General features: G+C 41.3%; 8 protein-coding genes. 6 read left to right on the top strand and 2 right to left on the bottom strand.

Going from position 1 to position 7,966, the window contains the following annotated elements:
- On the top strand, positions 1–1,494 hold a 1,494-nt coding region (gene aspS, locus B2X33_RS02450), incomplete at its 5' end, for an aspartate--tRNA ligase (RefSeq protein ID WP_296667375.1).
- 201 nt (positions 1,495–1,695) lie between these two features.
- Here aspS and B2X33_RS02445 read toward each other — a convergent pair.
- Both B2X33_RS02445 and B2X33_RS02440 read right to left on the bottom strand, forming a co-directional pair.
- The gene (locus tag B2X33_RS02445; RefSeq protein WP_296667372.1) at positions 1,696–1,977 is read right to left on the bottom strand and encodes a helix-turn-helix domain-containing protein; all 282 of its coding nucleotides are present in this window, start codon (positions 1,975–1,977) and stop codon (positions 1,696–1,698) included.
- Positions 1,952–2,350, bottom strand: coding sequence for a type II toxin-antitoxin system RelE/ParE family toxin (locus B2X33_RS02440; protein WP_296667369.1), 399 nt, complete (start codon positions 2,348–2,350; stop codon positions 1,952–1,954). The genes B2X33_RS02445 and B2X33_RS02440 overlap by 26 nt, the downstream gene beginning before the upstream one ends.
- 676 nt (positions 2,351–3,026) lie before the next feature.
- Between B2X33_RS02440 and B2X33_RS02435 the strand changes: the two genes are divergently transcribed.
- From B2X33_RS02435 to B2X33_RS02415, 5 genes are all read left to right on the top strand, one after another.
- Positions 3,027–3,242: a hypothetical protein gene (locus tag B2X33_RS02435; RefSeq protein WP_296667367.1), complete on the top strand. Its 216-nt coding sequence runs from the start codon at positions 3,027–3,029 to the stop codon at positions 3,240–3,242.
- Positions 3,243–3,269: 27 nt separating this feature from the next.
- On the top strand, positions 3,270–3,848 hold the full coding sequence (locus B2X33_RS02430; protein WP_296667363.1) for a hypothetical protein: 579 nt from the start codon (positions 3,270–3,272) through the stop codon (positions 3,846–3,848).
- A gap of 193 nt (positions 3,849–4,041) precedes the next feature.
- Positions 4,042–4,824: a FliG C-terminal domain-containing protein gene (locus B2X33_RS02425; RefSeq protein WP_296667361.1), complete on the top strand. Its 783-nt coding sequence runs from the start codon at positions 4,042–4,044 to the stop codon at positions 4,822–4,824.
- Positions 4,825–5,380: 556 nt separating this feature from the next.
- Complete coding sequence (locus tag B2X33_RS02420) at positions 5,381–6,142, top strand: hypothetical protein (RefSeq protein ID WP_296667359.1); 762 nt, start codon at positions 5,381–5,383, stop codon at positions 6,140–6,142.
- On the top strand, positions 6,111–7,673 hold the full coding sequence (locus tag B2X33_RS02415) for a PcfJ domain-containing protein (protein ID WP_296667356.1): 1,563 nt from the start codon (positions 6,111–6,113) through the stop codon (positions 7,671–7,673). Before B2X33_RS02420 ends, B2X33_RS02415 begins: the two co-directional genes overlap by 32 nt.
- The last annotated feature ends 293 nt before the right edge of the window (positions 7,674–7,966 follow it).

Genomic DNA, 7,966 nt, shown 5'->3' with positions numbered 1-7,966 from the left:
CCTTTTTCTATTGAGGAAGTTCGCCAGAAGGACGGAACAGTTGTTCTTCCAAACGAGGATTTGCGCCTAAAATACCGCTACCTTGACCTTCGCCGCGAGCCTATGCAGCACAACATTATTTTGCGCTCAGCGGTAACTTTTGCGACACGCGAATTCTTGACTTCAAAGGGATTTTTGGAAATTGAAACTCCTACTTTTATTAAATCAACTCCGGAAGGCGCGCGCGACTACCTTGTTCCAAGCCGTGTTCACCCGGGAAAATTCTATTCCTTGCCGCAGTCGCCACAGCTTTACAAGCAGCTTCTGATGGTTTCGGGCTTTGACAAGTATTTTCAGATTGCGCGCTGCTACCGCGATGAGGACGCACGCGGAGACCGCCAGCCGGAATTCACTCAGATTGATATGGAAATGTCATTCACAAACCGCGAGGAAGTTCTTGAGACAACCGAAGAGCTTATGCGCCATATTTTCAAGAAAACCTTGAACTACGAACTTCCAGTTCACTTTGACAGAATCAGCTGGGACGACGCTTTTGACCTTTACGGAAGCGACAAGCCGGACTTGCGCTTTGACATGAAGATGCAGGATGCGGCATTTATGGCGGATTTGAGCGACTTTAACGCATTCAAGGCAGGAGCCGCAAACGCAGACAAGAACATCGAACGCCACAAGAGAAGTGGACTCAAAGCCCTTGTTGTAAAGAACGCGGCGGACAAATATTCAAGAAAGCACATTGAAGCTTTGGAAGCAGTCGCAAAAATCAACCATGCGAAAGGCCTTGCCTGGATGAAGGTTGACGCGGAAGGAAAATTTGAAGGCGGAATCTCTAAGTTCTTTGCCGGAAAAGAAGCGGAAATCTGCTCAAAGCTCGGAGCAGAAAAGAACGACCTTCTTCTGTTTGTAAGCGACGAAAAATGGCAGACAGCGTGCGTCGCGCTCGGAGCAGTGCGCAAGCAGCTTGGAAAAGACTTGAACCTTTACAATCCAAAGGACGAGTTCCACTTTGCCTGGATTATCGACTTCCCGTACTTTGCATGGAACGAGGAAGAAAACAAGTGGGAAACAGAGCACCACATGTTCACGCTTCCGCAGAAAAAATACTGGGACTCTTTGGAAAGCGACCCGGGAGCTGTAAAAGGCGACCTTTACGACCTTGTCCTGAACGGCTACGAGCTTGCTTCAGGCTCAATGCGTATCAACGACCCTGCATTGCAGGAGCGCATTTTTGAAATCGTAGGCTACAGCCGCGAGCGCGCAGAAAAAGCGTTCGGCTTCTTGGTACAGGCATTCAAGTTCGGCGCGCCGCCGCACGGAGGAATCGCACCGGGACTCGACCGCCTTATCATGCTCATGTGCCACGAGGAAAGCATCCACGAGGTAATCGCCTTCCCGAAGAACAATCTGGCGGCTTCTCCTATGGACGAGTGTCCAAGCGCAGTTGACCAAAGCCAATTGGACGACTTGCATCTAAAATGTACTGAGGTTGAGAAATAATATGCGCGAGTTTTCCGCAGGGAAAACTCGGTAAGCAAGGCGCGAAGCGGATTGCGGCATTTGCATATCACGATTTCTGACCCAGAAAAATAAAATGCTATAAAACAAAAGCGGAGCGTAAAAGCTCCGCTTTTTTTGTGCGGAAGATAACAAACTTGCAATAGCTTGCAGGAATTCCGTTTGTGATTCGCGATTCAATCTTCAATGCAGCGTTGCAACTGGCTTCAAACTGAATCCTAATTCATGTAAAACCGACATAAGCGTTTTTACCTTTACATTTTCTGCTTTGCCTGTGCGAAGATGCTGGATTGTTGTAGGGGAAACGCCAGCACGCTCCGCAAGTTCGCGGACGCTTAAATCGGCGTTTTTCATTTGCTCGCACATAAATTCTGAGATAAGGAATTCTTCATAGGATTTTTCAAAGCCGGATTTCCATTCTGGATTTTCCATCATTCTGTCAAATGTACTCATAGTCTTTGTCATAATAGTTTCCTTCCTTTACTCGTTTAGCATAATCTTCTCGTGCAGATATTGCACAAGCCTTATCCTGTTTTTTCAGTTTTTGGCTCTTTTTGACAAAGCCATTTGTAATAATTATCTTTCCGCCTTCAAAGAAAAAAGATAAAAATCTGTTTGGCTGAGGCTTGAAAGCATATATTCCGTCTTCTTCATTTCTGAATTTTGTTATATCAGAAATGAAGCCAAAATCTCCAATTCGTTTTAATAGATGAAAGAATTTTTGTTGTTCAGTCATGGATAAGGTGTTAAAAAACTCTAACGGCTGGCTTTCACCCTTCTTTGTGAAATACCACTCCACGATGAATTTATTGCCTTTGTAGGCTAAGTATTCTTTCATAATAAAAATGTAACACTAAAGTGTTACAAGGTCAAGGATTATGTTAGGGCAGGGAGCGGTGTGGCGCGGTCCGCAAGCAGTTGGATGACTTGCATCTAAAGTGCACAGAAATTGAGAAGTAATATGTGCGAGTTTCGGCTAGTTCGGAACTCGTTAAGCAAGACGCGAAGCGTAAAAGCTCCGCTTTTTTTGTGCGGAATCTTCGTTTTTAAGATTAAAAAAATATACCCACTATGTTGAGTAAATATAGTAACTATATTTTAAAATAAAGTGACTATATTTGGAAATATAGTTACTTTATTCGGGCAACTTAGTTACTTTATTTTCGGTGCGTAAAACGCACTTTCGCGACCGCTTTGCTCTTTGTAAAATATTATTATATCAAATTTTTAAGTTTTTTTTATGTGCCTGAACTCATTTCGAGTACAGGCTATGCCTATGCGCTTGCAATTCGCTCGCTCTAAAAACTAGCGGACATCATAGAAGTTTATCGGCGGCAAGCCGCTCCTTCGCTTGTAAAAAGTTTTGTTTTTGGCGAAGGAGTTTTTTTAATCGTCCAAATAGCGAAGCGGAATATTTTTATAATAAACCACCTGCTATGCGAATTGCGGGAAAATCACCTTTTTTTTAAACTTTTTGCAAATTTTCCATATATTATTAGAGCGGAAGAAAAATTATGAACAAAGAGCTTGAAGAACTTAAAAAAAAGAGAATTGGTCATGTAGAGCTTTTAGATGACGGAACGGCATTGAACTATGGAACTGACGAAACAGCTTCTCCCTATACCGATGTCATTAGAGTGTTCGGCGGAGTCCTGTACAGGACTATGACCAAGGACAAAAAATCAGTGCACACGGTGTTCGTGCCGCTAAACGAAGGCAAAACAGAGTAATTTTGCAATTATAGGAGGTGAAGAATCTTGTTTCCATATAATGAAGGAATATATCAATTTACGGATTTTTACATTGAGGATTGCGAAATTGCGACAGAAACTTGTTTCAATTTTTACGAGGGAAAATATGAAGACAGAAGCCTGACATTGTCGCCAGATGATTACCCTTTTTGCACGATAGCCATTCCGCCGTTCTGCACTGGTAAGGCAAAACTTGGCGTGTTCCTAAAAGAGTTCAGCATTCTTTTGGACGAGATGCTTGTAAAATGGGATAAAGATGTAGTACAAAGGCTTTATACTGAAACTATGCAAGCGCTTTTTCCTGATGAAGTTGTGAATTACGAGCTTGGGTTTTATGAGATTCGTGGATTTTTATACTGCACGATTCAGTTCAGCGAGGAAGGACACAAAAAAGTGTTCGGCAAAGGAAGAGATGGCTCTACGACAGCAAACGATGCAGCTAAAGTTTTTAGACCGCCATTGCGTGTTAAATTTCAGGAGACAGATCCTGCGATGAAAAAGTTTTATGAGGAGCAAAGTAATGCACCGCGAAGACCTAGACATCCTCGAAGAAAAAACACTTTGGCAGATTTTAATTTTGAGTAGGAGATAAAATGACCGCAGCACTTACAGATTTTATCGTCAATCGCAGAGATGTAAATGGCAACGATTCGATTGTCTTTTTCTAAATCATTGTTAAGGATGAATTTTCTGTTGTGCTTTATGCCCTGAAATCGATTATCGGGAAAATAAATAAAACCGTCCCTTTGAACACATGAAAAAATCTTTGGAGGAATAAATGGCAATCTTCTACAATTTACCGCCCGCAAAGCCTGAGTACGAAAAGACTTTGCTTGGCATGGCATGGTTTTTGATAAACACGGCCGAACGTTCCCGCCGTGAAGGAATTCTTTCCTTGCAAGCGGATATGGATACTGAGCAGGCCTTCAATGATTTTGCGGGAGAGGATTTTCCGCAAAAAATCTCTTTGTATGGTAGAAATTTTATACGAAATCTTTTTATGGACATCTGTGACGGTGTTGAAATATCCGATATTGAGAAAATCGCCTTCTATGCAATCGCTTCTTCCCAAAAACTAGGCGGCGACGAAGAAAAACTTGCGCTGATGATGGCGGCGGAGGGCGTGCATTCAATCTATGAAGGGGCGAATCCTCGTGTCCTTGCGATGAAACTTGCCTCAATGATTGGCGAAGAACTTGGCGCAAAGCTAATGTCAGACTTTGAGAAGCGGGATGATGAAAATCGTGCGGAATACTTGCGCAGACTTGAAGAAAGCAGTGAGCAAAAAGAACAGCGGGCACATACAGCGATGGAAGTCTATCTTTCCGGGAACTTTGAGAACATTGTTTGGCTTGATGATATTACCGTGAAGAAAATCGCCGAGGAAAACCTTGATTTCCTTGCACAGGCAATCGCATTTTGTGATTATGAAATCCAGAGCAAAATCTTCAGGTGTGTCAGCCCGGAGACGAAGAAAAAGCTTGAAGCGGAACTTCTGGAGATGAAAAAGCCTTCCGTTGAATGTCAAAAAAAGATAATGGATTCTTTATATTGCAGCTGAATACAGCCGGGAAGACAAGCTTGTTAGCCTCTGAAATAAAAAATTCGGTGCGTAAAACGCACTGTTTTTTATTAAAATTGTGTTGTAACTTGTAAGTACTCACAAAAATTTGCACGAGGAGCACAGAAAAAAAATGCAAACAATAGATGGTATGAATTCAAGTTCTGTTCGCGCTTTCTGTGCTTTAAAATCTGTCAAATCTCAGACAATTTATATATTCTCAAAATACAATGCCGCACCTCTATAAGTCTTTTTGGCTCGCAGCGGTGCGGTGTTTTTATTTGAGAATGAAAAGCAAAAATGACATAAAATCATAAAACTCGAAATTCAGGCTAACGACATTCCTTTTTAACCAGGGAACATTCTGAGCTGGAAAAAAAATTCAGCTTTCTTCACACTTTTTTGAACTTCTTGCGAATTTTCCATATATTATTCTTGTGTTTTGCGGTTGAATCGCAAAATGCTAAATCCGGCGCCTATCTTTTGCCGGTGAGATTCGGGTTTGCCGGTTTCCCAAAGAGACGAAACCGGCGTTTCTAAAAATGGAGAGCGCAGAATGAATCCAACTCATTGTGAAATAAAGTTTTTGAACCACGAGCAGTTCCTTAGGTTTGTCGAAAAATTCGGAAATGAAAAAAACGAAATTGATTTCAAATATTTCGGACTAAAAGACGAGGACTTGATTGAAGGCCAGTTCGACGATGGCGCAAAGATTTTCATCGATATTCAGAATGATGCGATTCGTTTTGTGACCAAAGAACCGCCTTATGAGTTCAATTTCAGATTCCAGCATTTTGGCTATGATATTTCCTTTAGCTGCAGAAGTGATAACGGAGAAGGAATTAAAGGATATATCGAAAAAAAACTTTATTATGTAACTCACCTGTTTTATTCTGAGGAAGAGTTTGAAAAACTGGTTGAGTACAAGGAATCGGGCGAGTATAAGTGGAATCAACAAGTCAGAAGACAAACGGTTCAAAATGCAAAGCCGAAAGTCACAATACGAAATCTTGACGGCAGGTACGGAATTATATCAGTTGTTTCATCTCATCATCTGCAAATAAACGAGCTTGAAATGCGCGAGATGTATGACTTTTCTTTGAGTGCAAAAAAGAAGAGAGGGCAAGGAATGGAGCTGACGGTTACGGTTCCTAAAATCACCACGACGCTTCCTATTCCTACAGAAAAAGTGATTGCTCATTACACGGACATCAAGCGGGCTATAAAAGACGGCTGGGCAATCGATATATATGACTGTGAAATCTTAAACAATCTGGAGAAAAAAAATGAGAGCACAGTGCAGCTACTGGGCATTTAGTCCAAAAATTAATAAGTACATACCAATTTCTTGTGAGCCGATGTCTCTTTTCCCGACCATAGTAAATTTAAAACAGAAAAGCGTATATTGCCGCTCGTGCCATCGCTGGGAATATATCGCCGCCTTTTCAAATAATATTCTTAAAAGTCAGTGCGGACATTTGTATGAAGGACCTTTTGCTTATGAAAATTCAATCTTTAATTATGGCTATCATGTGGCAAAAACAAAAAATAATTATCTCATTCTTGTAAAATCCCAGACTGTCGTAAAGCAGAACCGCCGTCTTATCGAAAATTTTTATGAGCTTAATCTTGAGCGTAAAGTCTTATCCAAAAACGGAAAATCTGTTTTTGAGAGCGAAGATTTGGCAGCCGGCCTTTGTCCTGAAATCACGGAAGAAATCTTAAAGGATTTAGGCGATCGGTATAAAAAAGAATTTGGCATAGTCCCGACCATTGCTTCAAAATTTCGTGGCTTCAGTCTTATCATTGGTTATATGCTAAGTCCGTTCAACATCAATTTCTATAAAATTTCTCATCACTGGGCTTTAAATCCGTATGATAAGGATTTTTCAACTCTTTCTTCTGGAAACACTCCGACCGCCGAAAACGAAATGTTTCACAGTCTCGGAATAAAGCCTTCAAAATCTGTCCGAAAGTTGTACCAGAGTTTCCCTGAAGGTGTCATCTCGTATGCGGCGGTAAAGGATTTGGGATTTTCTGATTTGAATATTCTTTTAAAAAGCGCTAATCCTCTTTGCTATGCTTTTTTCAAGTTTTGTATGGTAAATTTTTCTGACGGCGAGATTTCTTACAGCATTCGCCCCTCGCTAAAAAAATTCGTCGGGGATATGCTTGCAATTTCTTCCGAAAAAACAGTTTGGAATAGTCTGGAAAGAACTTTCAATTTTTTTGCTGACGAAAAGATTCCAGACAATGTCATTATTGATGGAATAAATTCTTATCCGATTTGCGCTGATGCTTTGAGTGATAAAGAAAAGAAAGATGTGCTTCACGAAGGATTCAATGATTATACGCATGATTTTTTAGTTCGCCGTGCCGACATTGTGCAAGCACAGAGTGCAAACGCTCTTTCTGCCCGGATGTTTGACGAAAATCAAGAAAAAGATGAAAAATTTGAAATCGAGCAGCCTCACCTTGACCTTGCCTATAAATGCGGCGAAAACAGGACTACGATTCGCACAGGTGACGGAAAGATTGAAACTGTCGAAGTAAAAGATGAAGACCGTTATTGCTTTTATGTGGCCCAAAGCTCCGCAGAACTGAGGACAGTCGGAAGTGAAATGCACAATTGCGTGGGCTGGTGTTATACAGAACTGGCTCGCAAAAAATACTGCACAATCGTGTATGCAAAATACAAGAACAAGTATAGGATTTGCATTGAAGTTTCACCAAAATTCAGCATCCGTCAGGCGCTAGGACCAGGAAATCGGGTTTTACAGGGCGAAGATTTACTTGCATATCAGGAATGGTGCCGTGCAAAGAATATAAAATTCAAGAAAGTCTTTTAAAGTAAAAGATATGAGTCAGAAGAAAAGTGAAGGGCAAATCAATGGAAGCAAAAAGAAAACAATCTACATTCACGGCCGGGAGAAATAATGTGCGCGAGTTTTCCGCATAAGCTGCAAAGTAAATTCCTGCTGTGCACGGTAATTTAATTTCGGTGCGTAAAACGCACTTTCGCTCCCCCCCCCTTGCCCTGTAAAATACTGCCATATTAATTTTTTAAGGAGTTTCTTATGAAGAAATTTTTAAAAGCATTGGCAGTGCTTGCGGCGGTCGCAGCGCTTGGATTTGGATTCGC

Source organism: Treponema sp. UBA785 (assembly GCF_002297065.1).
Taxonomy (GTDB): domain Bacteria; phylum Spirochaetota; class Spirochaetia; order Treponematales; family Treponemataceae; genus Treponema_D.
The sequence above is the reverse complement of the archived record's forward strand: the minus strand, read 5'-3'. Positions and strand labels throughout refer to the sequence as shown.